Annotated in this window: 34 protein-coding genes and 5 tRNA genes; 20 read left to right on the forward strand and 19 right to left on the reverse strand. The window is 64.6% G+C overall.

Features of this window, described 5'->3' with window-relative positions:
• From C1927_RS07830 to C1927_RS07875, 9 genes are all read left to right on the forward strand, one after another.
• Positions 1 to 423, forward strand: coding sequence for a biopolymer transporter ExbD (locus C1927_RS07830; protein WP_079221380.1), 423 nt, complete (start codon positions 1 to 3; stop codon positions 421 to 423).
• Positions 420 to 2,168 (forward strand): lipid A export permease/ATP-binding protein MsbA, encoded by a 1,749-nt coding sequence (msbA, locus tag C1927_RS07835; RefSeq protein ID WP_079221381.1) that lies wholly within the window; start codon positions 420 to 422, stop codon positions 2,166 to 2,168. The genes C1927_RS07830 and msbA overlap by 4 nt, the downstream gene beginning before the upstream one ends.
• Positions 2,168 to 3,187, forward strand: coding sequence for a tetraacyldisaccharide 4'-kinase (gene lpxK, locus C1927_RS07840; protein WP_108746356.1), 1,020 nt, complete (start codon positions 2,168 to 2,170; stop codon positions 3,185 to 3,187). Before msbA ends, lpxK begins: the two co-directional genes overlap by 1 nt.
• Before the next feature lie 75 nt (positions 3,188 to 3,262).
• Positions 3,263 to 4,036, forward strand: coding sequence for a 3-deoxy-manno-octulosonate cytidylyltransferase (gene kdsB / locus C1927_RS07845; RefSeq protein ID WP_079221383.1), 774 nt, complete (start codon positions 3,263 to 3,265; stop codon positions 4,034 to 4,036).
• Positions 4,033 to 4,521 (forward strand): low molecular weight protein-tyrosine-phosphatase, encoded by a 489-nt coding sequence (locus C1927_RS07850; protein WP_108746357.1) that lies wholly within the window; start codon positions 4,033 to 4,035, stop codon positions 4,519 to 4,521. Before kdsB ends, C1927_RS07850 begins: the two co-directional genes overlap by 4 nt.
• Entirely contained in the window at positions 4,518 to 5,930 is a 1,413-nt protein-coding gene (locus tag C1927_RS07855; protein ID WP_079221385.1) for a hypothetical protein, read from the forward strand. Before C1927_RS07850 ends, C1927_RS07855 begins: the two co-directional genes overlap by 4 nt.
• Positions 5,927 to 7,771, forward strand: coding sequence for an excinuclease ABC subunit UvrC (gene uvrC / locus C1927_RS07860; protein ID WP_079221386.1), 1,845 nt, complete (start codon positions 5,927 to 5,929; stop codon positions 7,769 to 7,771). Before C1927_RS07855 ends, uvrC begins: the two co-directional genes overlap by 4 nt.
• 17 nt (positions 7,772 to 7,788) lie before the next feature.
• On the forward strand, positions 7,789 to 8,415 hold the full coding sequence (gene pgsA / locus C1927_RS07865; RefSeq protein WP_079221387.1) for a CDP-diacylglycerol--glycerol-3-phosphate 3-phosphatidyltransferase: 627 nt from the start codon (positions 7,789 to 7,791) through the stop codon (positions 8,413 to 8,415).
• Positions 8,416 to 8,979: 564 nt separating this feature from the next.
• Positions 8,980 to 9,055, forward strand: a tRNA-Gly gene (locus tag C1927_RS07875).
• Between the two features lie 58 nt (positions 9,056 to 9,113).
• Here C1927_RS07875 and C1927_RS07880 read toward each other — a convergent pair.
• Entirely contained in the window at positions 9,114 to 9,674 is a 561-nt protein-coding gene (locus C1927_RS07880) for an Rrf2 family transcriptional regulator (protein WP_108746359.1), read from the reverse strand.
• A gap of 284 nt (positions 9,675 to 9,958) precedes the next feature.
• Here C1927_RS07880 and C1927_RS07885 point away from each other — a divergent pair, with 284 nt between their 5' ends.
• Both C1927_RS07885 and C1927_RS07890 read left to right on the forward strand, forming a co-directional pair.
• Positions 9,959 to 11,170, forward strand: a complete 1,212-nt coding sequence (locus tag C1927_RS07885) for an NAD(P)/FAD-dependent oxidoreductase (protein ID WP_108746360.1) — start codon at positions 9,959 to 9,961, stop codon at positions 11,168 to 11,170.
• 161 nt (positions 11,171 to 11,331) lie between these two features.
• Positions 11,332 to 12,441 carry an NAD(P)/FAD-dependent oxidoreductase gene (locus C1927_RS07890; protein WP_108746361.1) on the forward strand — a complete coding sequence of 370 codons (1,110 nt, stop codon included), beginning with the start codon at positions 11,332 to 11,334 and terminating at the stop codon, positions 12,439 to 12,441.
• Between the two features lie 15 nt (positions 12,442 to 12,456).
• On the opposite strand, the gene C1927_RS07895 is transcribed toward C1927_RS07890, so the two are convergent.
• Complete coding sequence (locus C1927_RS07895) at positions 12,457 to 12,783, reverse strand: hypothetical protein (RefSeq protein ID WP_108746362.1); 327 nt, start codon at positions 12,781 to 12,783, stop codon at positions 12,457 to 12,459.
• Positions 12,784 to 12,803: 20 nt separating this feature from the next.
• Positions 12,804 to 13,265: a hypothetical protein gene (locus C1927_RS07900; protein WP_108746363.1), complete on the reverse strand. Its 462-nt coding sequence runs from the start codon at positions 13,263 to 13,265 to the stop codon at positions 12,804 to 12,806.
• 204 nt (positions 13,266 to 13,469) lie between these two features.
• On the opposite strand from C1927_RS07900, the gene C1927_RS07905 reads away from it, so the two are divergent.
• Positions 13,470 to 13,545, forward strand: a tRNA-Gly gene (locus tag C1927_RS07905).
• Positions 13,546 to 13,588: 43 nt separating this feature from the next.
• Here the strand turns inward: C1927_RS07905 and C1927_RS07910 are convergent.
• The 3 genes from C1927_RS07910 to C1927_RS07920 all read right to left on the reverse strand — a co-directional run bounded on the left by C1927_RS07910 (position 13,589) and on the right by C1927_RS07920 (position 14,803).
• The gene (locus C1927_RS07910) at positions 13,589 to 13,846 is read right to left on the reverse strand and encodes a hypothetical protein (protein ID WP_254051552.1); all 258 of its coding nucleotides are present in this window, start codon (positions 13,844 to 13,846) and stop codon (positions 13,589 to 13,591) included.
• Positions 13,847 to 13,953: 107 nt separating this feature from the next.
• Positions 13,954 to 14,406 carry a hypothetical protein gene (locus tag C1927_RS07915; protein ID WP_108746365.1) on the reverse strand — a complete coding sequence of 151 codons (453 nt, stop codon included), beginning with the start codon at positions 14,404 to 14,406 and terminating at the stop codon, positions 13,954 to 13,956.
• The gene (locus tag C1927_RS07920) at positions 14,399 to 14,803 is read right to left on the reverse strand and encodes a hypothetical protein (RefSeq protein WP_108746366.1); all 405 of its coding nucleotides are present in this window, start codon (positions 14,801 to 14,803) and stop codon (positions 14,399 to 14,401) included. The genes C1927_RS07915 and C1927_RS07920 overlap by 8 nt, the downstream gene beginning before the upstream one ends.
• A 130-nt stretch (positions 14,804 to 14,933) precedes the next feature.
• Here C1927_RS07920 and C1927_RS07925 point away from each other — a divergent pair.
• The 6 genes from C1927_RS07925 (at position 14,934) to C1927_RS07950 (ending at position 18,572) form a co-directional block, all read left to right on the forward strand.
• Positions 14,934 to 15,009 (forward strand) — tRNA-Gly (locus tag C1927_RS07925).
• Between the two features lie 142 nt (positions 15,010 to 15,151).
• Positions 15,152 to 15,227 (forward strand) — tRNA-Gly (locus tag C1927_RS07930).
• Between the two features lie 66 nt (positions 15,228 to 15,293).
• Positions 15,294 to 15,367, forward strand: a tRNA-Cys gene (locus C1927_RS07935).
• Positions 15,368 to 15,662: 295 nt separating this feature from the next.
• The gene (locus C1927_RS07940; protein WP_108746367.1) at positions 15,663 to 16,250 is read left to right on the forward strand and encodes a hypothetical protein; all 588 of its coding nucleotides are present in this window, start codon (positions 15,663 to 15,665) and stop codon (positions 16,248 to 16,250) included.
• Positions 16,247 to 17,314, forward strand: a complete 1,068-nt coding sequence (locus tag C1927_RS07945) for a DUF262 domain-containing protein (protein ID WP_108746368.1) — start codon at positions 16,247 to 16,249, stop codon at positions 17,312 to 17,314. The genes C1927_RS07940 and C1927_RS07945 overlap by 4 nt, the downstream gene beginning before the upstream one ends.
• Before the next feature lie 199 nt (positions 17,315 to 17,513).
• The gene (locus C1927_RS07950) at positions 17,514 to 18,572 is read left to right on the forward strand and encodes a site-specific integrase (protein ID WP_254051553.1); all 1,059 of its coding nucleotides are present in this window, start codon (positions 17,514 to 17,516) and stop codon (positions 18,570 to 18,572) included.
• Here C1927_RS07950 and C1927_RS07955 read toward each other — a convergent pair.
• Entirely contained in the window at positions 18,560 to 18,817 is a 258-nt protein-coding gene (locus C1927_RS07955) for a hypothetical protein (RefSeq protein WP_159095324.1), read from the reverse strand. The two genes, C1927_RS07950 and C1927_RS07955, sit on opposite strands and share 13 nt — an antisense overlap.
• 160 nt (positions 18,818 to 18,977) lie before the next feature.
• On the opposite strand from C1927_RS07955, the gene C1927_RS21380 reads away from it, so the two are divergent.
• Positions 18,978 to 19,622, forward strand: coding sequence for a hypothetical protein (locus tag C1927_RS21380; RefSeq protein ID WP_216821177.1), 645 nt, complete (start codon positions 18,978 to 18,980; stop codon positions 19,620 to 19,622).
• A 4-nt stretch (positions 19,623 to 19,626) separates the two neighbouring features.
• On the opposite strand, the gene C1927_RS07960 is transcribed toward C1927_RS21380, so the two are convergent.
• The 10 genes from C1927_RS07960 to C1927_RS08000 are packed head-to-tail and all read right to left on the reverse strand — an operon-like array spanning position 19,627 to position 23,547.
• A complete protein-coding gene (locus tag C1927_RS07960; protein WP_159095326.1) occupies positions 19,627 to 20,409 on the reverse strand; it encodes a hypothetical protein in 783 nt (260 codons plus the stop codon).
• Positions 20,406 to 21,113 (reverse strand): hypothetical protein, encoded by a 708-nt coding sequence (locus C1927_RS07965; protein WP_108746372.1) that lies wholly within the window; start codon positions 21,111 to 21,113, stop codon positions 20,406 to 20,408. The genes C1927_RS07960 and C1927_RS07965 overlap by 4 nt, the downstream gene beginning before the upstream one ends.
• 11 nt (positions 21,114 to 21,124) lie before the next feature.
• Complete coding sequence (locus C1927_RS07970) at positions 21,125 to 21,502, reverse strand: hypothetical protein (RefSeq protein WP_108746373.1); 378 nt, start codon at positions 21,500 to 21,502, stop codon at positions 21,125 to 21,127.
• Positions 21,503 to 21,507: 5 nt separating this feature from the next.
• Positions 21,508 to 22,011, reverse strand: a complete 504-nt coding sequence (locus tag C1927_RS07975; protein ID WP_108746374.1) for a hypothetical protein — start codon at positions 22,009 to 22,011, stop codon at positions 21,508 to 21,510.
• Positions 22,008 to 22,247: a hypothetical protein gene (locus C1927_RS07980; RefSeq protein ID WP_108746375.1), complete on the reverse strand. Its 240-nt coding sequence runs from the start codon at positions 22,245 to 22,247 to the stop codon at positions 22,008 to 22,010. The genes C1927_RS07975 and C1927_RS07980 overlap by 4 nt, the downstream gene beginning before the upstream one ends.
• Positions 22,244 to 22,570 carry a hypothetical protein gene (locus C1927_RS07985; protein ID WP_108746376.1) on the reverse strand — a complete coding sequence of 109 codons (327 nt, stop codon included), beginning with the start codon at positions 22,568 to 22,570 and terminating at the stop codon, positions 22,244 to 22,246. Before C1927_RS07985 ends, C1927_RS07980 begins: the two co-directional genes overlap by 4 nt.
• Entirely contained in the window at positions 22,567 to 22,839 is a 273-nt protein-coding gene (locus tag C1927_RS07990; RefSeq protein ID WP_108746377.1) for a hypothetical protein, read from the reverse strand. Before C1927_RS07990 ends, C1927_RS07985 begins: the two co-directional genes overlap by 4 nt.
• 14 nt (positions 22,840 to 22,853) lie before the next feature.
• On the reverse strand, positions 22,854 to 23,174 hold the full coding sequence (locus C1927_RS07995; protein WP_108746378.1) for a hypothetical protein: 321 nt from the start codon (positions 23,172 to 23,174) through the stop codon (positions 22,854 to 22,856).
• Between the two features lie 2 nt (positions 23,175 to 23,176).
• On the reverse strand, positions 23,177 to 23,326 hold the full coding sequence (locus C1927_RS21520; protein WP_174208679.1) for a hypothetical protein: 150 nt from the start codon (positions 23,324 to 23,326) through the stop codon (positions 23,177 to 23,179).
• A complete protein-coding gene (locus C1927_RS08000) occupies positions 23,323 to 23,547 on the reverse strand; it encodes a hypothetical protein (protein ID WP_108746379.1) in 225 nt (74 codons plus the stop codon). The genes C1927_RS21520 and C1927_RS08000 overlap by 4 nt, the downstream gene beginning before the upstream one ends.
• Positions 23,548 to 23,793: 246 nt before the next feature.
• On the opposite strand from C1927_RS08000, the gene C1927_RS08005 reads away from it, so the two are divergent.
• Positions 23,794 to 24,330, forward strand: a complete 537-nt coding sequence (locus tag C1927_RS08005; RefSeq protein ID WP_108746380.1) for a DUF4124 domain-containing protein — start codon at positions 23,794 to 23,796, stop codon at positions 24,328 to 24,330.
• A 42-nt stretch (positions 24,331 to 24,372) separates the two neighbouring features.
• On the opposite strand, the gene C1927_RS08010 is transcribed toward C1927_RS08005, so the two are convergent.
• A complete protein-coding gene (locus C1927_RS08010; RefSeq protein WP_243402653.1) occupies positions 24,373 to 24,687 on the reverse strand; it encodes a hypothetical protein in 315 nt (104 codons plus the stop codon).
• Positions 24,659 to 25,213 (reverse strand): hypothetical protein, encoded by a 555-nt coding sequence (locus tag C1927_RS08015; RefSeq protein ID WP_254051554.1) that lies wholly within the window; start codon positions 25,211 to 25,213, stop codon positions 24,659 to 24,661. The genes C1927_RS08010 and C1927_RS08015 overlap by 29 nt, the downstream gene beginning before the upstream one ends.
• Between the last annotated feature and the right edge of the window lie 128 nt (positions 25,214 to 25,341).

Consider the following 25,341-nt stretch of genomic DNA (forward strand, 5'->3'; position numbering starts at 1 on the left):
ATGCGCATCGGCAACGACCGATCCCAGGATGAGCCGCATATCGATCTGGTTCCGCTGATCGACGTCATCCTGGTGCTGATCATCTTCTTCGTGGTCACAACCACATTCGACGCGCGCTCGACGCTGCAGGTGCAGCTGCCGACCGCCAGCGACCAGCAGACCAACGAAGCGCCGCGTTCGCTCAGCGTGCTGATCAACGCCGATGGCCGCTACTTCGTCAACGACCAGGAAGTGCTGCGCACCGACGTGGAGTCGGTCAAGCAGACCATCGCGTCGGTGGCCGGCAGCGACCGCCAGCAGACCGTGCTGCTGCGCGCCGACGCGCGCACTCCCTACCAGGCCGTGGTCACCGCGCAGGATGCGCTGGGCCAGCTCGGCTTCCGCCGTATCGCAATCGCAACAGCGCCAGAGGTGCGTCCATGAGTTCCAATCACGCGCCGGTGTGGCCGATCTACAAACGCCTGCTCGGCTACACCCGGGCCTACTGGGTGTTCATGGTGGCCGCCGTCATCGCGATGGTGGTCGAGGCCCTGGCCGGCTACCACTTCACCAAGCTGATGGAGCCGCTGGTCAACGACGGCTTCGTCGACCCGCAGCCGCGCGCCGCCGTGGTGCTGCCGCTGACCATCCTCGGCCTGTTCCTGATGCGCAGCCTGGCCACCTGGGTCAGCGACTACACGCTGGCCAAGACCGGCCGCAGCGTGGTGCGTGACCTGCGCGAGCAGGTCCTGGACAAGTACCTGCACCTGCCGTCCTCGCACTTCGATACCGAAGCGACGCCGGTGATGGTCAGCCGCCTGAACTTCGATACCGAGCAGGTCACCCAGGCCAGTGCGGATGCACTGAAGACCATGGTGGCCGACACCCTGACCATCATCGCCATGCTGGTGGTGATGCTGCAGATGAGCGTCAAGGTGACCCTGGCCATGCTGCTGGTGGTGCCGCTGATCGGCGCCATCGTGTCCTATGTGGGCAAGCGCTACCGGCGCATCAGCCGCGGCATCCAGGATGGCATGGGCACCATGGCGCAGACCGCCGAGCAGTCGCTGGCCGCGCAGCAGGAAGTGAAGGTGCACGGCACCCAGCAGCACGAGATCAGTCGCTATTCGCGCCTGGCCAACCGCATGCTGGCGCTGAACATGAAGGTCGAAGTGACGCGCGCGGCCGCCTCCAGCGTGGTCCAGTTCCTCGCTGCGCTGGCGCTGGCGGTCATCGTCTGGGTGTCCACCCGCGAAGCGCTGGCCGGCAAGCTCAACGCTGGCCAGTTCATGGGCCTGATGACCTCGATGATGGCCATCATTCCGTCGCTGCGCCGCCTGACCAGCGTGCAGACCTCGATCTCGCGTGGCGTGGCCGCCGCCGAGCGCCTGTTCGGCATCATCGACATGCCGGTCGAGCGCGACGCCGGCCGCACGCCGCTGCAGCGCGCCCGCGGTGAGCTGGCCTTCGAGCACGTCATGCTGCGCTACCGCGCCGACAGTGGCATCGCCCTGGATGACATCAGCTTCGTCGCGAAACCCGGTACGGTCACCGCCATCGTCGGTCGTTCCGGCAGCGGCAAGACCAGCCTGATCCGCCTGGTGCCGCGCTTCTACGAGCCCAGCGGCGGCCTCATCACCCTGGATGGCGTGGCCCTGGACGACTACGCACTGGCTGACCTGCGCCGCCAGGTGGCCATGGTCGGGCAGAAGGTCATGCTGTTCGACGACACCATCGCCGCCAACATCGCCTATGGCATGGAAGCGACCGAGGAGCAGATCCGTGCGGCGGCCGAGGCGGCCAATGCCTGGGAGTTCATCGCACGCATGCCGCAGCAGCTGCAGACCCCGGTGGGCGAGAACGGTGCGCTGCTGTCCGGTGGCCAGCGCCAGCGCCTGGCGATCGCCCGCGCGATCCTGCGCGATGCGCCGATCCTGATCCTGGATGAGGCCACCGCGGCGCTGGACAACGAATCCGAACGCCTGGTGCAGGACGCCCTGCAGCGCCTGATGCCCGAGCGCACTACGCTGGTGATCGCGCACCGCCTGTCCACCATCGAACACGCCGACCAGGTGCTGGTGATGGACCACGGCCGCATCGTCGAGCGTGGCACCCACAAGGAACTGCTGGAGATGGGTGGCCTGTACCAGCACCTGCACAGCATGCAGTTCCGCGAAAGGCAGGACTGATGGCAGGCAAGGGTACCCAGACCCCGCCGTACTGGTACGACGGCAGCCCGGTTCCATTGCCGATGCGGCTGCTGGCACCGGTCTACGCCGGCGTGGCCGCCCTGCGCCGGCGCCTGTACCGCAGGGGCTGGTTCAAGCGCCATGCGCTGCCGGTGCCGGTCATCGTGGTCGGCAACATCACCGCCGGTGGCACCGGCAAGACGCCGCTGACCATCGCCCTGGTCGAGCGCCTGCGCGCGGCCGGCTGGAAGCCGGGCGTGGCCAGCCGCGGCTACGGCCGTGAAGAGGCGGACAAGGCGCGCTGGGTCGAGGCCGATACGCCGACCGCGCTGGGCGGTGACGAGCCGGTGCTGATCGCGTGGAAGACCGGCGTGCCGGTGCGCGTGGACAGCGACCGCGTGGCTGCCGGCAAGGCACTGATCGCGGCTGGCTGCGATGTCATCGTCTGCGATGATGGCCTGCAGCACTACCGCCTGCAGCGCGACATCGAGATCGAAGTCATCGATGCGCAGCGCCGCTACGGCAATGGCCGGATGATCCCCGCAGGGCCGCTGCGCGAGCCGGTCAGCCGCGCCGACGAATGTGATTTCCGCGTGGTCAACCTCGGCCAGGCCGATGAAGCCACCGCCGCCCAGGCCTGCGGCTTCGGCCAGTGGCCGATGGCCCTGCACATCGACAGCGCGCAGCCGCTGCCCGGTGGCCGCCCGCGACCGCTGGCGTACTTCGCCGGCCAGCGCGTGCATGCCGTGGCCGGCATCGCCAACCCGCAGCGCTTCTTCGACATGCTGCGCGCGCGCGGCATCGGGGTGGTGCCGCATGCCTTCGCCGACCACCAGGTCTACCAGCCGCAGGACCTGTCCTTCGGCAGCCAGTTGCCGGTACTGATGACCGAAAAGGATGCGGTGAAGTGCCGCGCCTTCGGCAATGACTGGCACTACGCGGTGCCGCTGCGTGCAGAGCTGCCGGCCGCCTTCTGGGTGGCGCTGACCGACCGCCTGGACAAGCTGCGCCCGAACTGAGCGGCCGCGCGGCGCTTGCAATCGCCCGCCGCCGGCCGCATTCCTGCTGTATCGCGCCTGCCGAGTACCGCCCGCATGACTGAATTCGTCGTTGCCATCCCGGCCCGCTATGCTGCCTCGCGGCTGCCGGGCAAACCGCTCCGCCTGCTGGGCGGCGAGCCGCTGGTGCTGCACGTGGCGCGCCGCGCGCTGCTGGCCGGTGCCCGCGAAGTCTGGGTGGCCACCGATGACACGCGCATCGCCGATGCGCTGGATGGCCTGGCCGAGGTGAACGTGGCAATGACCGCGGTCAGCCACGCGTCCGGTACCGACCGCCTGGCCGAGTGCGCGCGCATCGCCGGCTGGTGCGACGAAACGGTGGTGGTCAACCTGCAGGGCGATGAGCCGTTCGCCCCGGCGGCCGGCATCCGGGCGGTGGCCGAGGCGCTGGTCGAAGGCGATGCGCCGATGTCGACCCTGGCCACGACCGTCGAGGATGCCCACACGCTGTTCGACCCGAACGTGGTCAAGCTGGTACGCAACGTGCGCAACGAGGCGATGTATTTCAGCCGCGCGCCGATCGCCTGGCATCGCGATGGCTTCGCGCGCAGCCGCGAGGCGCTTCCGGAAGGGCATCGCTGGCTGCGCCACATCGGCATCTATGGCTATCGCGCCGGCTTCCTGCAGCAGTTCGCGGCGATGCCGCCGGGCCAGCTCGAGCAGGTCGAGGCGCTGGAACAGCTGCGCGTGCTGGAAGCCGGTTTCCCGATCAGCGTGGCGATCTCGCCCGAAGCCTTCCCGCCGGGCATCGACACGCCCGAAGACCTCGCCCGTGCCGAGGCCCTGCTGCAGTCCATGGCTGCGCGATGAACCTGCTGGTGGTCTGCCTGGGCAACATCTGCCGCTCGCCGATGGCCGAGGGCGCGCTGCGTGCCCGCCTGCAGGCCTCGCCGCTGGCCGGCCGGGTGCAGGTCGATTCGGCTGGCACCGGCGACTGGCATGTGGGTGAGCCGCCTGATCGCCGCGCCATTGCCTGCGCGGCCGGCCATGGCGTGGACATCGCCGGCCTGCGGGCGCGCCAGCTGCAGCCCGGGGATTTTGAGCGCTTCGACTGGATCCTCTGCGCCGACGAAACCAACCTGCGCGACGCCGCGCGGCTGGCCACGGCCGCCCAGCGCGGGCGCCTGTCGCTGTACCTGCCATGGTCGGGCGGGCAGGGCGCGCAGGCGATTCCTGATCCATACACCGGTGGCAAGGACCATTTCGAGCAGGTCTGGGCGATGGTCGACCAGGCGGCGCAGCGTGCCGTGGCACGACTGTTGCATGACGCCGACTCCGGCATAATCAGACCATGAACGCACAGCCTGTCCAGGACCTGCCCGAGTTTGCCACCTGGCTCAATGCCGCCCCCTGCACCCTGACCGAACTGCGCGGCCGGCCGGTCGCGCTGCTGTTCGTCAATGCCGCATCGGCCTGGAGCATGCAGCGGCTGGCCGAGTTCGGCCAATGGCTGTCACGCAACCCCGGGCGCCTGCAGCCACTCGTACTGCACGTACCGCGCTTTGATTTCGAGCGCGACGCCGGCGCGGCCTTGAAGCTGCTGCGCAGGCAGGGCCTGTCGATGCCGGCACTGCTGGATGCCGACTGGGATGGCTGGCGCCGCTTTGGCGTGACGTCCTGGCCGACCGTCATCCTGCTTGACGCGCAGGGCCGCGAGCAGCAGCGCCTGGTCGGCCTGGGCGCGCCGGGTGAGCTGGAGCGTGCCTTGAACGATCTCTGCGAAGGCGCACCGCCGGCGCCGTCGCGGGGCGGCAGCGAACTGCATCCCGAACTGCCTCATCCGTTGCGTTTTCCGGCGGGCCTGGCGGTCAACCGTGATCGCCTGTACATCGCCGACAGTGGCCGCCACCGCATCCTGGAATGCAGCCACGGCGGGCGCGTGCTGCGCCAGTTCGGGCTGGGCACCGCTGATTTCATGGACGGCAACCTGGCCGAAGCCGCGTTCCACCGCCCGCAGGGGCTGGTGCTCGAGCGCGAGTCGCTGTACGTGGCCGACACCGGCAACCACGCGGTCCGGCGCATCAACCTGGCGACCGGCCAGGTCGATACGCTGTGCGGCAATGGCCGCCCCGGCACGCCCGTCGAGGGCCCGGTGGCGCAGCCGCGGCAGGTGGCGCTGGACCATCCAGTGGGCCTGGCCATCGCCGACAACCAGCTGCATATCGCCATGGCCGGCGACAACCGGCTGTGGAGCTTCCACCTGGGCCTGCGCAGCCTCCAATGGCGTGCCGGCAGCGGCGCCATCGACGAGCGCGACGGCAGCGGGCACATGGCCGCCTTCGCCCAGCCGACCGGCCTGGCGGTGGTGCAGCAGGTGCTGTACGTGGCCGATGCGCTGGGATCCTCGATCCGCGCGGTGCAGCTGCGTGGCGATCTCGTGCAGACCTTGGTCGGGCAGGGCACCTGGCGCTTCGGTGCCGAAGACGGCCCGCGCGGGCAGGCCAGCCTGCAGTACCCGCAGGCCATCGCGTTGAGCCCGGACGCACCCGTGCTGTGGATCGCCGACACCGGCAACGGCCGCCTGCGCACCCTGCGCCTGGGCGGCGGCGATCTGGTCACCCAGCCCCTGCCGCGCCGCCTGCATGGCCCGGCGGGCCTGGCGGTGGGCGCCGGTGCGGTGTGGATTGCCGAGACCGACGCGCACGCCGTGCTGCGTTTCGACCCGGACAGCGGCGTGCTCAGCGAAGTGCCGATCAGCGAATGACCGACGTCACCGCCCCGGCCTTCGACGGCAAGGCCTTCGCGGCCCAGTTGAGCACCGCACCCGGCGTCTACCGCATGTATGCGGCTGACGACACCCTGCTGTACGTGGGCAAGGCGCGCGCGCTGCGCAACCGCGTCGGCAGCTACTTCAACGGCAGCCCGAAGAACGCGCGCATCATGTCGATGCTCTCGCAGATCGCGCGCATGGACGTGACCGTCACGCGCTCGGAAGGCGAGGCGCTGCTGCTGGAAAACCAGCTGATCAAATCGCTGTCGCCGCGCTACAACGTGTCCCTGCGCGACGACAAGACCTACCCGCATGTGCTGCTGACCCGCGAGGATTGGCCGCGCATCGCCCTGCACCGCGGCCCGCGCGCCATTCCCGGCCGCTACTTCGGGCCGTACCCGGGCGTTACCGCGGTGCGCGAGACGCTGAACCTGATGCACAAGCTGTTCAAGCTGCGCAGCTGCGAGGACAGCGTTTTCCGCAACCGTTCGCGGCCCTGCCTGCAGTACCAGATCGGCCGCTGCAGCGCGCCTTGCGTGGACCTGGTACCGGCACAGGAATACGCCGAATCGGTGCGCCGCGCCACGCTGTTCCTGGAAGGCAAGAGCGACGAGCTGACCCGCGAGCTGGGCGAGCAGATGCAGGGCGCCAGCGAGGCGCTGGAGTTCGAGCAGGCCGCGCGCCTGCGTGACCTCATCGCTTCGCTGCGCAGCATGCAGACCCGCCAGTACGTGGATGGCCGCGCCGCCGACCTGGACGTGCTGGCGGTCGCCATGCAGGGCACGCAGGCCTGCGTGCTGCTGCTGGCCTTCCGCGATGGACGCAACCTCGGCACCCGCCCGTTCTTCCCGCGTACCAATGGCGAGGACAGCCCGGAAGAGGTACTGGCCGCGTTCGTGTCGCAGTACTACATCGAATTCGAGCCGCCGCGCGAGATCCTGCTGGATCGGCAGATTCCCGACGCCGACCTGCTGGTGGCCGCACTCTCTGCCTCGGCCGAGCGCAAGGTGCAGCTGAAGTGGAACGTGCGTGGCGAGCGCGCCGGCTACCTGGAGCTGGCCAGCCGCAACGCGCAGCTGACCCTGGCCACCGAACTTAACAGCCGCAACGCGCAGCACGCGCGCAGCGAGGCCCTGCGCGAGATGCTGGGCCTGGCCGAGCCGGTCAAGCGGGTGGAGTGCTTCGATATCAGCCACACCATGGGCGAAGCCACCGTGGCCTCGTGCGTGGTGTTCGATGCCGCCGGCCCGGTGCGTGCGCAGTACCGCCGTTTCAACATCAGCGGCATCGAGCCCGGCGATGATTACGCCGCCATGCACCAGGCCATCGACCGCCGTTTCCGCCGTGCGGTGGAAGAGCAGGGCGTGCTGCCCGACGTGCTGCTGATCGACGGTGGCGCCGGCCAGCTGGCCCAGGCGCAGGCCGCCCTGGCCGACCTGGGCGTGGAAGGGGTGCTGCTGGTGGGCGTGGCCAAGGGCGTGGAGCGCCGTGCAGGCCACGAAGCACTGGTGATGCCCGATGGCCGCGAGCTGCGTCCGGGCGCGGCCAATCCTGCGCTGCAGTTCATCCAGCAGGTGCGCGACGAAGCGCACCGCTTCGCCATCACCGGCCACCGCGGCCGCCGGCAGAAGGCCCGCATGACCAGCAAGCTGGAAGACATCCCCGGCATCGGCCCGCGCCGGCGTGCCAGCCTGCTCAAGCATTTCGGCGGCCTGGTCGGCCTGAAAGCCGCCGGTGAAGCGGAAATCGCCAAGGTCGAAGGCATCAATGATGCCCTCGCCGCACGCATCTACGCTAACCTGCACGGGTTGGCCACGCCTGACCCGGCCGAGTAGAGAGAGAAGCAAGCCGCATGAAGTTGACCCTGCCCACCTGGCTGACGTTGTTGCGGATCGTGATGATCCCGGTGCTGGTGCTGGTGTTCTACCTGCCCTACACCTGGACCAATTTCGCATCCGCGGCGATCTTCGGCCTGGCCGCCATCACCGACTGGCTCGATGGCTGGATCGCGCGGCGGTACAAGCTGGAATCGGCGTTCGGCGCCTTCCTCGATCCGGTGGCGGACAAGTTGATGGTGGCCGTGGCGCTGTTCCTGATCGTGCAGGGCCACCCGACGCCGTGGATGGCGTTCTGGGCGGCGGTGATCGTCGGCCGCGAAATCGCGGTGTCGGCGCTGCGCGAGTGGATGGCCGAGCTGGGCCAGCGCGCCAAGGTGCGCGTGGCGATGATCGGCAAGGTGAAGACCACCGCGCAGATGGTCGCGCTGCTGTGCCTGCTGTATTCGGTGGCGCCGAACGTGCCGGTCAACGACATCTGGATGGGCCCGCCGGTGTTCCATATCGGCGACTGGACCCTGGCCATCGCCGCGGTGCTGACCCTGTGGTCGGGCCTGCAGTACCTGCATGCCGCCTGGCCGAGCCTGCGCGAAGACGAGCGCGCCGCGCGCGAGCGTTCGCGGCAGAAGAAGCTGGGCAACTGAGCTCCGGGGGCGGATCCCTTTCCGCAGGAAAGGGCTATGACCCCATGGTCGCTCCCATCCGCGCATGGCGCGGATCTACTGGGGTATGCCACCCCGGGGTCGGATCCCTTTCCACAGGAAAGGGCTATGACCCCATGGTCGCCCCCATCCACGCATGGCGTGGATCTACTGGGGTATGCCGTCTTCGACGTGTACATGGTCCATTGATGCGGATGTAAATCCGCCAATGAAATGCGCTTCGCGATGCTCTGGGCGCTTGGGTGCAAAGGCGCCTGATCGGAGCGCCCAGTCGTACGCGCCTTCATTCAACGGATAGCAGGTGAGCACCCCTGTCAGCGCGTGCTTGGCCGCCCATGACAGGCCGGCCTCACGATTGCCAAAGACGCCCCCGGCGAAGCGCGCGCCTGCGCCGTGGAAGACCCAGATCTCAGTGGGTTCGGTGTTGATGTTCGCGCCTCGGCTGGATGTACACCGGCATGGATACTACATGTCGGTCGCTTCGCGAAGCCCCCTGAAAAAACCGCTTGACGCCATTCCCAGAACAGGTAGAATTTCGCCTCCCAAGCGGGAATAGCTCAGTTGGTAGAGCGCAACCTTGCCAAGGTTGAGGTCGCGAGTTCGAGTCTCGTTTCCCGCTCCAGATTCAAGAAAAACGCTCCCGAAAGGGAGCGTTTTTCGTTGTGCGGTTACGCCGCCCCTCAATCCCCATCCTGTGCCGACGTCCGCGAACGCATGCCGGTGATGCGTGCTTCTTCGCGTGCCACCTGGCGGTCGGCAAACCACTCCTGCACGTCGCCTGCAAAGCTTGCCGGCCGCCCTTTGCCCTGCACGCCTTCGGCAATCGAGGCCAGGCTGGAACGCGCCAGTTCCTCGCGCATGGCCTTCTGCGCATTGATCATCACCGCATGGATGCCGCACACCCCGCGGTTGGCCCAGCGCGGTGGACTGCCATCGAACAGCGCGCAGCGCCCACGGATTTCCTGGCAGTCGAACAGCGCTTTCTGGCCTTCCACCGCATCGACGACATCCAGCACGCTGATGTCTTCAGGCGCACGCGCCAACTGGTAACCACCGCGGATGCCACCGGTGGACTCGACGATGCCGGCCTTTTCCAGCTTGGGGAAGATCTTGGCCATGAAGGCCGCCGGCACGCCCTGCAGTTCGGCAAGGTCGCGGCTGCTTGGGCGCTGCTCCAGCGGCGGGACCAGCCAGAGCAGGCAGTGAAGGGCGTACTCGACGCCCGTTCCAATGTGGGCCATGGGAGCGGTCCAGAAAAATATAACGCGGACTATAGAGGCCTGAGTTACCCGCCGCAAGCGCATGGAGCGCCGTCCAGTGCATTGATTTCATTGGCGTTATGCCTGTGGAAGGGGCGTGTGGGGTTGCCCGCTGTCCTGAACGGCGGCCGCCACCGCGCTTGCGTGGCATAACGCGGACTCATATGATCCGCGTTATGTGGTGCGCCGGCGCAGCACATCCCCGTGCCCCTGCCGCCTGCGCATCGGGCTGCATGACCCCTCGTTTCCCATAAGGATTTCTTTCCGTGTCCCAACGCATTCTTGTCATCGGCGCTGGCTTTGCCGGCATGTGGAGCGCGCTCGCCGCTGCCCGTCTTCTCGACCAGGCCGCGCGCCGTGATGTTGAGATCGTGCTGGTTGCACCGTCCCCTGAACTGCATGTGCGCCCGCGCCTGTACGAGAAGGGGCCCGAGCGCATGAAGGCGCCGCTGCAGGCGATCTTCGATGCGGTGGGCGTCCGTTACCTTGCCGGGCGCGTCGAGCACATCGACGTCGGCAAGCAGCAGGTGCAGGTGGTGGGCGCGGCGGCCGATGCGGCAGCGCAGACGCTGCACTACGACCGCCTGGTGCTTGCTGCCGGCAGCCGCCTGAACTGCCCGCCGATTCCTGGCCTGCAGCAGCATGCGTTCAACGTCGACCAGATCGCCGATGCAGCGCGCCTGCAGGCGCACCTGGAGGGCCTCGGCGAGCGCACGCAGAGCGCGGCGCGCAACACGGTGGTGATTGCAGGCGCAGGCTTCACCGGCATCGAAACCGCCGCCGAAATGCCGGCGCGCCTGCGCGACGTGCTGGGTGCCGATGCTGCAGTGGACGTCATCATGGTCGAGCGTGCCGATGCGTTGGGTCCCGACCTGGGCGAAGGCCCGCGGCCGGTCATCACCCAGGCCCTGACCGAGCTGGGCGTGTCCTGGCGGCTGGGTTCGGGCGTGGCCAGCGTGGATGCGGATGGCGTGACGCTGGAAAACGGTGAGCGCATCGACGCCGCAACCGTCATCTGGACCGCCGGTGCACGTGCCAGCGCGCTGACCGCGCAGATCCCCGGCCAGCACGACGCTGTGGGTCGCCTGCACGTAGACCGCACCCTGAAGGCGAAGGGTGTCGACGCGGTGTTTGCCACCGGCGACTGCGCGCATGCTGCCACCGACGACGACGGCAACGTCGCGATGATGTCCTGCCAGCACGCGATGAACCTGGGGCGCTCCGCCGGCCACAACGCCGCCGCTGACCTGCTCGGGGAGGCGATGATTGACTATGCGCAGCCCAAGTACGTGACCTGCCTGGATCTGGGCCCGTGGGGTGCTGTCTACACCGAAGGTTGGGACCGACAGGTAGTGCTGTCCGGTGCCGAAGCCAAGGCGCTCAAGACCCGCATCAACACCGAATGGATCTATCCGCCCACGGGCGAGCGTGCGGAGATTCTTGCGTCGGCCGACCCGCTGCGGATCGTGGTTGCCTGATGTCGCAGTGAGCTGCCGAGTGCAACGCCCGCGCCAACGGGCGTTGCGCTTCCGGTGCGTTGCGCGCCGTGGAGCGCTTCATCCCCACTTCACCGGCACTCCATGGCCCCGCCACGCGCGCAGGCCACGCTGCATCTTCGTTCCCCTATGGTGATGCTGCGATGCCCCACATGTCCTCCGCCTACGACCACGATCTGGTCATCGTCGGCGCAAGCTTTGCCGGTGCGGCCTGTGCATTGGCCGCAGCGCAGTACGGTCTTCGCGTCTGCGTGCTTGAACGCAAGGCAGACCCCGGCGAGCGCCTGCACACCACCGGCATCGTGGTGAAGGAGGCGATGGAACAGACCTGGCTGGGCCACATTCCCGATCACCTGGTGCAGCGCGTCGCGCGCGTGCGCCTGTATGCGCCCAACCTGCGCAGCGTGCAGCTGCAGGCGCCGGGCTACTACTTCCTCACCACTGACACCCCGAACCTGATGCGCTGGCTCGCTGCCGAGCTGCGTGCCAGTGGTGTCGATCTGCGCCTGCAGCAGTCCTTCCGCCAGGCCGAAGTCGATGGCGATGGCTGGCAGGTGGAGGGGGCAGGGCGGTGTGCCTATCTGGTCGGTGCCGATGGCGCCCGTTCGCGCGTGGCCCGGCGCACCGGCCTGGGCCAGGTGCGCGACCACCTCCATGGCGTCGAGCGTGAATTCGACGGGCTGCAGCTGGCGCGGGGCGATGCGCTGCATTGTTTCGTCAGCAGGCGCTATGCGCCGGGCTACATCGGTTGGGTCGCACAGAACCCTGCCGGTGTACAGGTGGGTCTCGCCCTGCGCCATCAGCCGATGCAGGCGCGGGTGCCGGAGATCGATGGCTTCATCGAACACGTGCGCGACATCGTCGGCATCGCGCCGTCCTTGAAGCCGTCGTCCACCCGCGCCGGGCTGGTGCCCTGCGGCCTGCCGGATGGACCGATCACCGGCCCCCGTCTGGTCCTGACCGGAGATGCGGCCGGCATCGTCTCGCCGCTGTCGGCCGGCGGCATCCATTCATCGTGGCGTCACGGCTGGGCGGTCGGTGATGCCATCGGCCGGCACCTGCGTGGCAAAGGACCGCCCGCCGAACAGGTGGCACGCCGGGTGGCACCCACCTTCCGCCGCAAGCGCGTGCTGCGCTGGGCGATGGACCACCTGCAGCAGGACTGGCCGGTCGACGCGCTGCTGCGCACGGCAACGATGCGGCGCGTCGCCGAGCAGATCTACTTCCACCAGCGCGGGGTGCGGGCTGACTGACACGCTGGGCGACGCTCAGGCGGTGGGTGGTGTCGCCCTGATCTTTGCCAGGCCCTTGACCAGCGACTTGATGTTCTCGGGGTCGCCGCCGCGATCCAGGCGGTCGGACCAGCGCGCGAAGTACTCACGGAACAGCCGGTTGCCGTCATCGGTGAGGTTGTCATTCGTGACCTGGAAGGTCTCGTTCAACGATCCATCGGCGTTGTAGGGGGATTCCAGCAGCAGCTCGTTGTCCACCAGAAAACGCATCAGGACTTCGGTCATCTGGGTGACGAGGCGGCGGTAGTCTGCGTTCTTGCTGCGCGCAAGCATGGCAGGGTAGGTGTATCTGATGATGATCATGATCGTGATGCTGCGGACGCTCAGCCTGCAGGCCTGCTGCGCCGCGCCTTTTCTTCCTTGTAGAAGGTCACATACCGGCGTTCCATCTCCTTGAACGTCCGGTTCCCGCCCCGTGCTTCGGCGCGCGCGAACCATTCGAAGGCCTGTTCAAGGTCGCCCATCTCGTAGTGCGCCTCGCCAACATCGCTGAGCACCTTGTGTGACTTCGGCGAGCCGACCTTGAGCACCTGCTCGCTCCAGGCCAGTGCCAGCGGGTAGTCGCCCTGCCGGAACGCGATGGCGCGCAGGCGATCGGTGACGAACAGCCCGGGCATCTGCCATTGCTGCCAGTTCTCAGGAAACTGTTCCCACACCGCCAGGAATCCAGTGCGCGCCTCGTCGAGACGGCCACGGAAATAGTGGGCTTCGGCGGCTTCTTCCAGAGCCATCAATGCGGCACCGCCGTCGGGCAGTGTCTGGTACATCTCGAAATCGGGTTGCATGACCGAGGCCTCCTTGGCGGGGGTCAATGAAAACAGGGGGGCGGGCATCACCGCGCCTCGCCCTCCGGGGCGATACCGTAACACCTGGCAGGGGGCTGGCCCGCCCGTGATGGACCCATGTTCAGGTTTGGCGGAGAAAGAGGTTGACGGTCCCGTCCAATCTCGGCAGAATGGCGCTCCTTCGACGCAGGTCGAACGGAATCTGCGGGAATAGCTCAGTTGGTAGAGCGCAACCTTGCCAAGGTTGAGGTCGCGAGTTCGAGTCTCGTTTCCCGCTCCAGATCAGGAAGAACGCTCCCGCAAGGGGGCGTTTTTCGTTTGCGTCAGATCTTTTTGCCGGCGGCTGCACGGGGCGCTCCCGTGCGCACGCTGCACCACGTGCGTACGTCCGTGCGGTCGAAGCCCCGGCACGCGTTCTTCTGTGCGATGTACACGTACGGGGCGTCGGCCCGGTAGGTGAAGTGGTAGTAGTAGGTCTGGTCCTTGCCGTACAGCCAGGCATTGGAGGAGCCATCACTGATCACGTACGGTTCGAAGAAGAAGATCGACGACGGTTCGGGAATGAAGTTGCTCCTGTCCATCATCAGCATCATTGCGTTCGATATCAGCTGGGTCGAAAGGCAGGCTGCGAGCGCGCATGCGGCCAGTACCAGGCCTATGGCGGTGGCCGCATGGCGTCGTGCCGCGCTCACGGTGAAGGGGCTTCGGGTGCGGTGGAAGCGCGGCCGCGAAGCGCCTGCCAGAGGGTGATCGAGGACACCACGCACAGGGCCAGGAACAGGCTCAGATCCAGCAGCAGCAACCACAGCAGGTGCGTGCCGTAGACCGGGGATTGATGCATCGCGCCCATCGCCAACGGTAACGACCACGCCAGCAGCAGCGCGAAGGCGATCAGCAGGCGCAGCCAGAGCCGACGCCATCGCCATGGGCGCACGATCAGCGTGACAACAGCGATTTCGACCGTGCTCATCACGGCGAAGAGCGCGACTGCGCGGATGGGGTAGGGCTGCACTTCGCCGGGTTCCAGCCAGCGCTGCATCCAGTAGTCGGTCTGCGTGCCGGCATGAATCAGCGCGGCCATCACCACCAGCCAGATCGTGGCTGCCGCCAGGTAGTACCACCGGGTGTTGCGATCAATCATGCATGGACTCCTTGCTCGTGCTGCAGGCCGTGGCGCGCGCGGCGAAGCGTGCGCTGGCGGCGATCGCGGCCAATGCGAGCACACCCGGGCCGACGGTGAAGTACAGCATGCGCAGCGGATTGTTGTGCATCAGCGTCCAGCCTGCGAATGCGAGCGGGATGGCCAGCACCATCAGCTTGGCTGCAAGCGGCCGCAGTATGGCGACCAGCGGCTGCGCGCCGAGGAACAGCACGAACGCGTAGTACTGCGCGAGGCCCAGGCCGACATTGCCGTGCGAGCTGAAACCGACATGGTTGCCGTACCAGGTCATGCCCAGTGGCATCAGCGTCCAATAGAGCGCGGCCACCAGCAGGTGCAGCAGCAGGGAGATCAGCAAAGGCTTGCCGTGCAGGAACATGGGCGCTGGCGTCCGGGCGGGGCAGGGTACCCCACCGCACCAGGCCCGGATCACCGTGTGTGAAGACTGTTGACGGCGTGAAGGAATTTGGACACAATAGCGCTCCTTCGACGCAGGTCGAACGGAATCTGCGGGAATAGCTCAGTTGGTAGAGCGCAACCTTGCCAAGGTTGAGGTCGCGAGTTCGAGTCTCGTTTCCCGCTCCAGATTCTACAGGGCCCCGGTAGGGGCCTTGTTTTTCTCCCGCCACGGCAAGGCGGGGCACGTTGGGCCACAAGGCTTTGCGCGCAGTCAGAAAGGTGAAATCGCTGGTGTGTGTTCCGGATTTCCGGTACCATGGCGGCTTACGCGGGAATAGCTCAGTTGGTAGAGCGCAACCTTGCCAAGGTTGAGGTCGCGAGTTCGAGTCTCGTTTCCCGCTCCATGTTTCGACAAGCCCCATCGCGGGGTTTTGTCATGTCAGGGGCATCGTTCCTGGCCGCGGTACGTTGGCCTCATGGCAGAGTGGCTATGCACCGGATTGCAAATCCGTTTACAGCGGTTCGATTCCGCTTGAGGCCTCCAATCAAACCCCTGATTTATCAGGGGTTTTTCTTTGCTCGAAATATCTCGCGCGGTGGAGAAACGCGTGTTTCGGGCCCAAAATTGACGCTCTGCCAGCTGTTCTAACGTGGCAAACTCACGTAAACATGATAGAAGTGCGATTACGTCAGTTGAGCTAATCGCTTGCGCTTTGGCATGAAAGGCCGATGCTGGTGGTCAGCACACGACTTCAGTTGCGTCCGTTGGCGGGGCGGTTGCTTGAGTGGACTCATTGAAGCAGTATCCATCTACGAGTAGACAAGGACACTGTCGATAGATGGACCACCTGGCTGCAATTGACCTCGGGCTCTCGGGCAGAGTCGCCCACGACAAAATCGCAAGGAAAGTATTTCTAACGTATCCGACTCAGGCATTTGTCGGCAACGAAGAACTGCAGTATGAGATCCTCAACGAAGTCGCAGAGCAATGGGCTGTGCCCATTACTAGTATCCATGTGTGCGGATCCGCGAAGCTGGGAGTTAGCATACACAAAGCTCGCGCCTTCGTCGCGGGACAGTCTGATTTGGATCTTGCAATCATCGATGAGAGACTTTTCATAGGTTATATGGAAGCGGTCCTGAACTTGACTAAAGGCTACACCGATGGGTCGCGGTTCCCATTGGTAAAGGGAGTTAGTTACAAGGAGCAGTACCTTGCCTATGTCGCCAAGGGTATGCTTAGGCCTGATCTGATGCCGGTATCCGAAATGCGGGCGGAATGGACGAATTTCTTTGGCAGGTTGAGTGCGAAACATAATAGGGAATTTAAGTCGATCTCCGCGATGATCTATCTATCTGAACGATTTTTTGAATCTAAACAGCGATCTGTCATCCGTGGGCGGGTTGGTATGGGAGTGGTAAAGTGATTGAATACAAAGTCCGTTCGGTTTCTCTTTTAAATCTGATCAACGATATTCGTAATCGTAGGTTGATCCCTGATGCTTATTTTCAGCGGAATCTTGTTTGGCGGGATGTGCATAAGCGGGAGTTCATCGAAACCATCTTGAAGGGCTATCCATTCCCGCAAATCTTCATTTCTAAGGGCAAGGTTGACGTTGAAGAGATGTCGACTGTCTCATGTATTGTTGATGGGCAGCAGCGTTGTAACGCCATAGAGGCGTACATTTCTGAGCAGTTTGAAGTTGGGGGGAGAACATTCTCTAACCTTACAGATGAAGAAAAGTCAGCATTTCTCAAATATGACGTTCCGGTAATTGAGCTTGATTTGGAAAATGATGACCCCAAGGTTCAGGAGATCTTTCAGCGCATTAACCGGACTTCATCTTCGCTGACGTCGATCGAGAAGCTGGCGTCGCAGTATTCCACTTCAGAATTTATGCTGGTTGGTAAACTGCTGGTCGATCAAGTAAGCCTCAAAGCTTCGGCAGACGAAGATTTCAGGGAGGATCCTAATATTCCCGAAGATTTCTATAACTGGGCTGCCAAGCAGAAAGTTAAGTCGATTCAAAAGTTGATGAGTGAGAAGGGCGTCTTTAGTTATCAGGAAATAGCTAGAAAGACGAATTTGATGCACATTTTGAACGTCATGGCCACCTTGCTTGCCGGATACTCGAATCGAAACGAGAAGGCAAACGATTTGCTCGACGACTACGCACTCTCATTTGGTGAGCGCGATAATGTGGTTAGGCAAATTGAGGCAGCGGCTGAATTGATTCTTTCGCTTGGTTTCAAGGGTAAATCTTATTGGCTTAATAAGGCGAATGTTTTCACTCTTCTTATTGTCATTGCGAGTATTCAGGTTAATGGTGGAAAGTTGGATAAGGAGCGCGTTGCGCACGCATTGAAGGAATTCGAGGCAGAGCTTCCGGCCGACTACAAGCTCTCTGCAACTGAAGCAGTGAACGGTACAAAGGCTAGGCAGCTGCGCGGAGAGTACATCTCGGAAGTGTTGCTGAAAACGCTTAGTTGAATATTCTAGAGTGCGTTTTCCTGTTGATGGAAATTTTCGCTGTCTGCGGCTGAAGGGCTTCCCTGATAGATCATTGCGATCAGGGGAGCGATGCGCCCCAGCCTCTGGTATGGTTTCTAGTATCGAATTCACGTGAGCGACCATGGCGACGAAAAGGCGAAGGGGGAGCTCGTGGCAATTCACCATTCGACGAGCAAAGGTGCTTCCTCAGCCAGTTTATCTGACGTTTAGCTCTGAGGCGGAGGGTGATGAATATGTGCGGAGACTTGAGGCGCTTCTTGATCGGGGAGTCGTTCCCGACGAGCTTCTGAACACTAAGGCGGCGGCGAAAGATCTGCGTGGCCAGGTCAGTGAATACCGGGGTGCGCAGCATATCTCGCTGGATGATGAGCAGTTACTGCCAGTGTTGCTGTCGCGGTTGCCGATAGGTATCACGCTTCCGCAGCTCACCTTTACCTGGGCCACCGACTGGGTCACCACAATGAAGCGCGAGCAGAACCTCGCGCCATCCACCATTCGGCATTACGTGGGGGCGTTGTCGCGGGCTCTCGACTGGCTGGCCGCTCACGGTGCGCTGCCCATGAATCCGCTTCGTCTCCTGCCGCGCGGTTATTCGACGTACACGCCCGACGACAAGGTGGCTGTGGCGAAAATCGATGGGCACGCGAAAAATGATCAGGAGCGCGATCGCCGGCTAGAAGAGGGCGAGGAAGCTCGCATTCGAGAGATCATGGCTGGGGCTAAGCCCGAGGGCCGCCAGAGAGCGCTGGATCTTCCACAGCGTGATGCGCTTGTGCTGATGTTCGAGATGGCGCTGGAAACGGCCATGCGCATGCGGGAGATCTACACGCTGGAGCACAGCCAGATAGATGTTGCGCGCCGCACGATCTTCCTGGACAAGACAAAGAACGGGAGCAAGCGCCAGGTGCCGATGACGTCGGTGCTGCTAGCCAAGCTCGCGGCGTACAAGGGTGACTTCGGCGGGCGGTTGTTTCCGTTCTGGGAGGGCGAGCGTAGCCCGCTGGCTCTGCGCCGTGTTTCGAGCAAGCTCTCGCGCCAATTCGAGCGCATCTTCGTTGCGGCGGGCTGCGCGGACCTTGGCTTCCACGATCTGCGCCACGAAGCAACAAGCCGACTCTATGAGAAGACCACGCTGACGGACATCAAGATAGCGAGCATCACAGGGCATCGCGATCCGCGGCAGCTAAAGCGATACGCCAACCTGCGTGCCTCGGACTTGGCCGATCAGCTCTGGTGATCGGCTTGCTCGTAGGCCCGTAGGTCAGGAGGCGTGATGCGCCGCGCCTTGCCTTTGCGCTTGGGGGGGGAGCCTGCGGGGGCGTTGGCGGCCGGCTGGTTGCCGGTCGCTGACTTCTTCCGTTCGGCTGCCTGCCGGCGACCTTCTGAGCGGAGGAAGTCGATCAGATCCTCGCGGAGCATGACGGTGTGCTTCTGATTCAGGCGCACGGCCGGCACTTCACCTTTGTCCACCAGGTCTTTCATCGCCTCTAGTCCAAGACGCATCATCCTAGCTGCGCCTTCAAGGCCCAGCGTATCGTCAGATTCTGACGGCAGGGGCCACCGCTGCTGATCAGCCATAAATGCGCACCGTTGCACTTTGCCACATGGCAGAATTTCGTCCACGCCATAGGGGGATCAAGGAATGAGCATGCTGGACGCGCTTAGCCAATGCTGGTGGTTGGGAAGCAAGTGCATCCCGGAGTGGGAAGCTTGGGCAGTCGCCGCCGCAGTTTTTGGTGGGGCCGGAAGTTGGATTGCTGCTGCTGTTACTTACTGGGCTGTAGTTCTTCCTATCAAGCGCAGGAAGGGGGAGGACCATGCAGTTGCATCGGCTGCAATGGAGGATTTTGCCGGCGATTTGATTGATCTTCGAGAAAGGATGGGGGTGGTGAGTCTGACCCTTAATTTTGTCAAACCGGATGGTGATGCAGCTCGAAACAACGCTCGTGTTCGCGGACTCAGTAGGCCGGTGTCCGTTCCGGTGCTCAAGGCAACACCTGAAACGCTGCCTCTTGTTCATGGATTGAACCGGCTCAGGCGAGCGATAGGCCGATGGAATGAAACTGTTTCGACATTTGATCTCACCTATGATCCCGAGCTTGGCTCTCAGTTTCTCGAGTACGAAGTCGATGAATTGAACAGCCGACACGCTGCATTGATGCATGAGATTCGAGTAGTCGCTGCACTGATAAGACCGTTTGCGAATGATTCCGCGGAAGACCTTGATAGGGTTATCTACAGTGGCGACGGCTTTCTTCCTTTGCCCCAACCGCCTGATATTTGGTAGAAGGTCAGCCACTGCCCACCGCCCGGCTGTTGATCAGCGGCAGCCAGCCGACCGGCACGCCCTTGCCTTCGGTGAAATGGTCGTGTGTCCAGCACCAGCCTGCGAACCGCCAGCCGGTCCTTTCGTCCTCGCCTAGGTAGTTGTCGTTGCACGCGCCGATGGTCCACGCCGGCTTTGCGGTGTCCTCGGTGGCGTTATCTTCGAACTGCACCAGAAGGCGGACCATGGTTCCATCGCGTGGCGCGGTGTCCATCGCACGTGGCTCCACGTCGTCGGCTTGCGCGAGCGGGATGGGGTAGAGCGGGATCGGCGCCTCATTGTCGTCGCAGTGGGCAGCTGCTTCGCTGAATGTGGGATAGAGCATTGGCTCATCGTGGTGTGTCGCCCACGCAGCCGGCTCCTGCCCCATCTGGTGCTCACGGCCAACGGTCAAGGAATCCCTGACAAGTGCGTGCACCGGCGGGCGGGCGGCGAGCGCGGCTTCAAGCATGGCACGCACCATGGTCGGGATATGCACGGCGCCATCGATCCCGTATGCAGTCAGGATGCCGATTACTTTGCTGTCGCAATCGAGAACGCCTGCCAGCGTCTCTCTGGTTACGGCCTGGAGTGCGGCCATTACCATTTGGTCCGTTACCAATGCATCCACCTGACCGGCCCGGGAGGGCTGCATCCCCTTCACCCTCTCCGTCAGCTCCATCAGGGTCAGGCCCGGCTGGCCGAACAGGATCTGGGCCATTTTTGCGACAAGGCGCTGGGCGGCACCGTCTGCCATAGAGGTGTTCATGCGCGGGCCCCCATCGTTTCGAGAGCGGCGATAGCCAAGGGCCGCACAAACCACGCAGCCAGGCCGTCCTCCGTCTCGCCCAGCCACACCAGGCGCCAGTCAGGCCCCGGCGCCTCCGGGTTCCAGTCGATCATCCGCTGGGTGTTGGCGTAGACACCGGTACCGACGGATTCCTCCTCGAACTCTGCCTCCACCACGACCAGGTCAAATCCTTGCGCGTAGAACAGCGGCAGGAGGGACGATTCGCGGCCATCAGCCCACGCAGGCACATCCGGATGGCACATGACTTCGCCATGGCCGTCCCGCGCCGGCAGCCGTGCAGGGTCATACAGTCCGCGCCACGGATCTGCCGGATCGACGCCGGTACCAGTCTGGCCGCGCACCAGCTGCAGCAGCTGCGAGGCCTGCGCCAGCCGGGCCTTGGTGATATCGCAGAGCGGCGCGTCGCCTTCTTGGAAGCTGCTGCGGAGCGCGTTGTACCAAGCCGCCACCGGTGCCTCGAATACGCGCAGATCCTGCACGCGAGGAAGCCGGGCATACAGGTCGAGCAGCGCGGTCGCGGCCTGTGCCAGAGGAACCGCCTTTGCAGCGTTGGGAATCCACACCGCCTCAACGGCGATTGCCTCCAGGGTGCGGACGGCCTCGCGCAGCTCAGGGCACGCGTAGGCGATGGGGAACTCTTTCGTCTGTTGGGTCGCGGTCATTGGGGTTCCTGCTAGAAGTCGACGTCGGTGTTGACGAATGCGCCGCCCAGCGGCGCGAGGTTGGGCTCTGCTGCAGCGCCAGCCGGGCGAGGGGGGATCGGCCCTCCGCGGCGGTACCGGCGGTGGGGATCGGTCGCGTATCGACCATCGTTCAGGCGGATCACCTGGTACTGCGGGAACGCGTCCGCCGGCAGGTAGGCTCTGGCCTCCGCAATGAGGCCGATGTAGCGCTCCTGCCACTCCGCGGGCATCGACTGCAGGGTCCGCCGGGTAATCACGTGGTACGCGGCGCGGGACTGTCCGAATGCCTGGTGAGCAGGGCCGGTCGCGTAAAGCACTTTCCGGGCCGTTGCAGCGTCGGTGGAGCGGTCTGTGGAAGGGGCGCTCATCGAGGTCAGTCCGCGTTTTGGACGGACAAGCGATCCATGTAACCGCCGTGGTTGGCGGCATGGCGGCTCAAGGTGGGGCGCAGCGGCGTGGTGCCCAGCTGTTCGATACGCCCGCCGTTGGCGCGGAACGCGGCCAGATCCTCGGCCAGCTGGTCGCGCTCGTAATCCTTGTGCCGCACGGTGGTCGATGCATCACTCGCGCGGCCGTTCTCGGGCAGCGCCGTGACCAGGGCGCGGAACGTCCGTCGTTCGCGGGGTGCGGCCGCGTGCAGCGGGGCAATGGCGTGCTGTACGTGGCCTGCAAGGCGCCAGATGCCGGTGCGTCCGGAGCGCGCGCAGGTAGCCTGGCCACTGCGCGCCAAGCCGGTCAGCGTGTGGCTGATAACGTGGCTCGACTCGTTGATGCGTCCGATGGTCCTCAGCTGCTCAATCGTTGCGCCCTGCGGGAACTGCGCAAGGGCCTTGCGCACCAGGTCGGCGCGGCCGGTGTGCTGGGGGCGAGGACTCATGCGCGCGCCCCAGCAACCATCTGGCGCATCGCGCTGCCCAAGTGCAGCACGCGCGACGACTGATGCGCGACGGCATCGGCGTTGTTGGTCAGCACCAAGGTGTCGTCCAACGGGTAGGCGGTGTGCCCATCCCAGTCGTCCACCACGTCCTTCATGCCGAAGTGTTCGCGCAGCTCCTGCGCGTTGGCGGTTTTGCCGCAGCGTTTCGGTCCATAGATCACGACAGAGCGGCTCATGCGTGGATTCCTTTCGTGCTGCGCGTAGCGCGGTTGTTGGGGGAGATCGACCGGACGCGCACGCCCTGTCGGTCGAGCCAGCGGTGTGCGGCCTGAGCGGCCAGACGGTTGAGGGGGAAGGTCGTGCCGCCCAAGCGCAGCGAGTTGTGCGATACCCCCACGCTCCGGCTGGCGCTGGCGGCGAGCTTCGTGAGCGACTGGCGGGGTGCGGCGGTGTACAGCCCGGCCCAGATCCAGCCCTGGCACACCATCAGCACCAGCGACTCGCCCTGGTGGCCAGTGGCGAACTGCTGCTCGACCGGGAGGGTTGCTGCAGCGCTCATGCGGACAGCGCCAGGTCGCGGGCCTTGGCAATCTCGGCCTCGGCAGCGGCAAGGCCGGCGGCGGTCAAGGTCGCCGTGCGCGGAAGCTCCGGATCGTCGAAGCGCATCAGGACTCGCTCATCCAGCCAGTTCATGACGCGGCGGGTGAAGACCTTCTCCGGTCGGTTGTTGGGTGCGAAGCCCGCGCGGGTGCGGTGAAGCGCGTGGTCCGAAGCGGCATGCGCTGCCAGCAGCGCTGCGCGTTCTTTCGGCTTGAGTGCGGCGGCCATGGCGTGTCTCCTGGTCAGGCTGCGATGGAGGTGGAAGGGGCGGTTGAAGCGAGTTCGGCCAGCACTTCGCCGCGGTGGCGGGCGAGGTGGGAGATCGGAATGCGGTAGTGCGCCAAGGTGCTGTCGGTCCAGCGCAGCTCGGCCAGCGCGGCGCGGTCGTAGGGAACCGGCCGGGTAGCAATGCCGCAGCGGTGGCACTCGATGTGCACCAGGTCGGGGCAGGCCGTGCCGAGGCGATGCCCGGTGGGCGCGCCGCTGGTGGTGACGATCTGCGGCCGGTGGCCGTGGCCACAGGAGGGAACCGATGCAGGCAGCGGGCGTGAGGTCTGGCGCATGCTCAGCCCCTCACCGAACTGCTGGCTGCCCAGCGGGCCTTCGCGGCATCGTGGTAGGCATGGGCGCTGCGGATCTCGGCGATGCGCAGCGGCACGACGACGGCGGCCAGAAGCCCAACTGCGAGCCAGGTGATGCGGAGACGGCGTTTCATGCCCGCACCTCAGCCGACAGATCCCGCGAACAGGCTTCCAGGCGAAGGCTTGCCATGCCCATGCGGCGCGAGCGGCGCAGCTGGTTGCGGCTGTGTTCGCCCTTGCTGCGGGTCCACAGGGTCCGGGCGGTGCTGTGATCGCGGGCCGCCAGCGCCAGCAGGGCCTTGACGGCCAGCAGCGGCAGCAGGGTTGGGCTCGGATCGGCGTGGCGATGAGACATGGCGCGCTCCTGGTTAAGAGAGGGCGCCGGCGGGTCATCTGCCGTGGGGAGCGGCTGCGGCAAGGAGGGGAGGCCCGGGCCGCTTGGCAACCCGCCGGTCGCCCGCCGGTGGGGTGCCGGCGGAGCAATTTATCCCACAGCTAAATTCTCAATGCAATAGCTGACAGCTAAATTTATTCGCGAGGGCTGAAAACGGACGGGACACCCCGGATAATTCCCGGGCATATCAGGGCCAGGGAGGCTGCGATGTTCGGCAGATTGTTGGTGTTAGGGGTTGCGCTTTTGGTTTCGCCTTGGGCTTCGGCGCAGGTCTTCAAGTGCAAGGGGGCAAACGGAGAGACTGTCTACTCGCAGGACCCCTGTGCCGCAGGAGCTGCACCCATGAAGTTGCGGTCCAACCGCGCGTCAACAGAAAGCGCGGGCGAGGCTGCCAATCGTGCCGCCGTTTACCAGACGACAGAGCTTGCGGATGCAGGCATAACAGAACGGAACTGCCTGTCCTCGGAGCAGAACAGGATCTACGGCCCGGTGAACGCGCGCGGGCAGGATGCATCGCGTGAGATTGCATCCCTCAACAGGCAGCTGGCCGGTGCGCGGAATAACCTTGCCGGCGCTACCTATGCGTCAGGATTGCGCGCGCAGATCGCAAGCCTGCAGCAAACCCAAGCGGCGGATAGGGCCTCGGCAGACAGCCAGATGGCGGAAGCCAGAAGGCGATGCGGTGATGCTCGCAGTGAGCGTGAGCGCGCCACGCGGGAGAAGTACTCAGCCGGTGGTAAATGATAGGAGTGGGCGCCAGGTGCGCCCACTGATCACGGCTCTCGGTCAGACGTCTTGTATCGAAACATCCCTGATGAAGCCGGCTTCATCCAAGGGGACACCTTCCATGCAGCATTCCCTGGCAGCCTCCATTTCCCGATGCAGCTGCACCAGCGCATCGTTTTCCAGGCAGTCGATGCCAGGCGTGTTGAACGTTGCCTGATCGATCAAGCAGCCCAGGTTGTAGTGATCGCGCAGCCAGCGGATGCGGCGGAGGATGCTGTCTCGCGTCACGTTATCGATGGTTGATGGCTTCGGCGCTGCGACCACGCGCAGCTTGGGCTTCTGCCCGTCACGCCTTGCGACGCGCTGGGCGATCACCTGCGCCAATGCCTCGAGTGTCCCCGCGGCTGGGGGCTCCTTCTTTTGGTTCTCCATCCTTCTCCCTGAGCCTTTGCGCAAGCGCCTTGCTGAAATCAATCAGGTTGTCAGGGGTTACCGTGGCCTCGCCTCGGTGATAGAGGTACTCGTAGGCATAAGCCAGTGGCGTACCGTCGTCCTCATTGCTGAAGTCATCAATTCCAAGGTTGGCGAAGGTGAGCCTGACGAGCCTGATCGCGGAGGCGATGATCTCAGGGTCGATTCGCAGATCCTGAGAACCAGCAGTAGCGGCATCGACAGCAGCGTCTTCAGGCCTGGGCTGATCCAACCAGCCGTGTGACAACCCCGCTGCGCGTTCGATCTTGCGTGCGACGTCGTCGCCGAGCTTCTTCCCGCCCAGTAGCTGATTCAGGTAGGAGGGCGCCATATCCAGATGGATGGCGATCGCCTTCTGCGTGCCGAGCTGCGGCTTGAGCGTGGCAACCAAGGCCTGAAGGTTGAGGTGTCTGGCGGTTATGGCGTCCATCCGGGAAGCGTAGCTACTAGCTAAACACCGTTGTTTCGCCACCAGCTTGACAACGGGCTTTAGCTGCGGGCTAAATACTAGCCCTATGGACCTACTCACCTTCATTTCGGATCCCGAACGTAAGCGGC

This window comes from Stenotrophomonas sp. ZAC14D1_NAIMI4_1 (assembly GCF_003086775.1).
Taxonomy (GTDB): Bacteria; Pseudomonadota; Gammaproteobacteria; order Xanthomonadales; family Xanthomonadaceae; genus Stenotrophomonas.

Bases quoted from the DNA above. Each gene is read 5' to 3' on its own strand.
- C1927_RS07830 (WP_079221380.1), top strand. From the start codon at position 1: ATGCGCATCGGCAACGACCGATCCCAGGATGAGCCGCATATCGATCTG.
- msbA (WP_079221381.1), top strand. From the start codon at position 420: ATGAGTTCCAATCACGCGCCGGTGTGGCCGATCTACAAACGCCTGCTC.
- lpxK (WP_108746356.1), top strand. From the start codon at position 2,168: ATGGCAGGCAAGGGTACCCAGACCCCGCCGTACTGGTACGACGGCAGC.
- kdsB (WP_079221383.1), top strand. From the start codon at position 3,263: ATGACTGAATTCGTCGTTGCCATCCCGGCCCGCTATGCTGCCTCGCGG.
- C1927_RS07850 (WP_108746357.1), top strand. From the start codon at position 4,033: ATGAACCTGCTGGTGGTCTGCCTGGGCAACATCTGCCGCTCGCCGATG.
- C1927_RS07855 (WP_079221385.1), top strand. From the start codon at position 4,518: ATGAACGCACAGCCTGTCCAGGACCTGCCCGAGTTTGCCACCTGGCTC.
- uvrC (WP_079221386.1), top strand. From the start codon at position 5,927: ATGACCGACGTCACCGCCCCGGCCTTCGACGGCAAGGCCTTCGCGGCC.
- pgsA (WP_079221387.1), top strand. From the start codon at position 7,789: ATGAAGTTGACCCTGCCCACCTGGCTGACGTTGTTGCGGATCGTGATG.
- C1927_RS07880 (WP_108746359.1), bottom strand. From the start codon at position 9,674: ATGGCCCACATTGGAACGGGCGTCGAGTACGCCCTTCACTGCCTGCTC.
- C1927_RS07890 (WP_108746361.1), top strand. From the start codon at position 11,332: ATGCCCCACATGTCCTCCGCCTACGACCACGATCTGGTCATCGTCGGC.
- C1927_RS07895 (WP_108746362.1), bottom strand. From the start codon at position 12,783: ATGATCATCATCAGATACACCTACCCTGCCATGCTTGCGCGCAGCAAG.
- C1927_RS07900 (WP_108746363.1), bottom strand. From the start codon at position 13,265: ATGCAACCCGATTTCGAGATGTACCAGACACTGCCCGACGGCGGTGCC.
- C1927_RS07910 (WP_254051552.1), bottom strand. From the start codon at position 13,846: ATGGACAGGAGCAACTTCATTCCCGAACCGTCGTCGATCTTCTTCTTC.
- C1927_RS07915 (WP_108746365.1), bottom strand. From the start codon at position 14,406: ATGATTGATCGCAACACCCGGTGGTACTACCTGGCGGCAGCCACGATC.
- C1927_RS07920 (WP_108746366.1), bottom strand. From the start codon at position 14,803: ATGTTCCTGCACGGCAAGCCTTTGCTGATCTCCCTGCTGCTGCACCTG.
- C1927_RS07940 (WP_108746367.1), top strand. From the start codon at position 15,663: ATGGACCACCTGGCTGCAATTGACCTCGGGCTCTCGGGCAGAGTCGCC.
- C1927_RS07955 (WP_159095324.1), bottom strand. From the start codon at position 18,817: ATGAAAGACCTGGTGGACAAAGGTGAAGTGCCGGCCGTGCGCCTGAAT.
- C1927_RS21380 (WP_216821177.1), top strand. From the start codon at position 18,978: ATGAGCATGCTGGACGCGCTTAGCCAATGCTGGTGGTTGGGAAGCAAG.
- C1927_RS07960 (WP_159095326.1), bottom strand. From the start codon at position 20,409: ATGAACACCTCTATGGCAGACGGTGCCGCCCAGCGCCTTGTCGCAAAA.
- C1927_RS07965 (WP_108746372.1), bottom strand. From the start codon at position 21,113: ATGACCGCGACCCAACAGACGAAAGAGTTCCCCATCGCCTACGCGTGC.
- C1927_RS07970 (WP_108746373.1), bottom strand. From the start codon at position 21,502: ATGAGCGCCCCTTCCACAGACCGCTCCACCGACGCTGCAACGGCCCGG.
- C1927_RS07975 (WP_108746374.1), bottom strand. From the start codon at position 22,011: ATGAGTCCTCGCCCCCAGCACACCGGCCGCGCCGACCTGGTGCGCAAG.
- C1927_RS07980 (WP_108746375.1), bottom strand. From the start codon at position 22,247: ATGAGCCGCTCTGTCGTGATCTATGGACCGAAACGCTGCGGCAAAACC.
- C1927_RS07985 (WP_108746376.1), bottom strand. From the start codon at position 22,570: ATGAGCGCTGCAGCAACCCTCCCGGTCGAGCAGCAGTTCGCCACTGGC.
- C1927_RS07990 (WP_108746377.1), bottom strand. From the start codon at position 22,839: ATGGCCGCCGCACTCAAGCCGAAAGAACGCGCAGCGCTGCTGGCAGCG.
- C1927_RS07995 (WP_108746378.1), bottom strand. From the start codon at position 23,174: ATGCGCCAGACCTCACGCCCGCTGCCTGCATCGGTTCCCTCCTGTGGC.
- C1927_RS21520 (WP_174208679.1), bottom strand. From the start codon at position 23,326: ATGAAACGCCGTCTCCGCATCACCTGGCTCGCAGTTGGGCTTCTGGCC.
- C1927_RS08000 (WP_108746379.1), bottom strand. From the start codon at position 23,547: ATGTCTCATCGCCACGCCGATCCGAGCCCAACCCTGCTGCCGCTGCTG.
- C1927_RS08005 (WP_108746380.1), top strand. From the start codon at position 23,794: ATGTTCGGCAGATTGTTGGTGTTAGGGGTTGCGCTTTTGGTTTCGCCT.
- C1927_RS08015 (WP_254051554.1), bottom strand. From the start codon at position 25,213: ATGGACGCCATAACCGCCAGACACCTCAACCTTCAGGCCTTGGTTGCC.